Origin of the sequence: Shewanella sp. SG41-4, from assembly GCF_014164505.1 — a bacterium.
Classification (GTDB): domain Bacteria; phylum Pseudomonadota; class Gammaproteobacteria; order Enterobacterales; family Shewanellaceae; genus Shewanella.
In genome coordinates, this window is the sequence record NZ_JACJFI010000714.1 from 1 (window position 1) to 910 (window position 910).

Consider the following 910-nt stretch of genomic DNA (forward strand, 5'->3'; position numbering starts at 1 on the left):
GTAATATCTTTTTATATCCAGTTAATTTCGAACCTGGTGATACCCATACTTTTTATCTGAAAATTGACAGTAAAGGCAGCATCAGTTTGCCATTAGTATTGTGGTCATCAAACGATCTCACTCGGCTTACGGAAACTAAAAACTTATTCAGTGGCATGCAAATAGGACTATTACTCGCTATTTGTTTGTTCAGTTTATTTATAGCTTTTGAATCAGCATCTTATAGTTATAGTTATTACAGCGGCTATGTATTAGGACTCACATTGCTCACGGCGACAATGTATGGTGTTTCATTTCGCTATTTGTGGCCTCAATGGCCGATTATGCAGCAATATATTTTTATCATTATCACCCCATTAACACTGGGCTTTTCATTGATGTTTACTGAAAAAGCATTGCAGCTTAAATATCATAATCTAAAAATGCTGCGTATTTGCCGAGTGATGGCCGTCATTTGTTTTGGTTTAACTGTTGTTATGCCATTTATTAACTACAGTTTTGCTCTGTATCTGCTCGCATTTGTAGTGCTAACCATCAGTACAATCCTAATGGCTTTCTCATTGATCCAAGCCTTTGGAGGTCAACGTAATGCACCTTTATATGCTATTGGCCGTATTTGTTTTATGGCTGGCTGCATTATCACTGGGCTAATTTATCTCGGGCTAATTACACTCAAGATATCACCACTAATACCCGTCATGGTAGGAATCACTTTTGAAGTAATCACCATGGCTGCAGTACTCGCCTTACGTTATAGCGATGAGCGCAAAGCCAAATTTGAGATCCAGCAACAGACATTAGAACAAGCAGAACGACTGCGTGAAATCCGTGAAGAAGCTTTACAGAATGAAGCTGAAAATAGTGAAAAACTTGAGCAAATGGTACAAGAGCGCACGCTTGAGTTAGAAAT

The 910-nt window shown here is 38.4% G+C and carries 1 protein-coding gene; it reads left to right on the forward strand.

What is annotated here, in order from left to right; genetic code table 11:
• The coding region (locus H5202_RS23455) for a 7TM diverse intracellular signaling domain-containing protein (protein ID WP_272490489.1) at positions 1-910 on the forward strand (910 nt) is incomplete at both ends.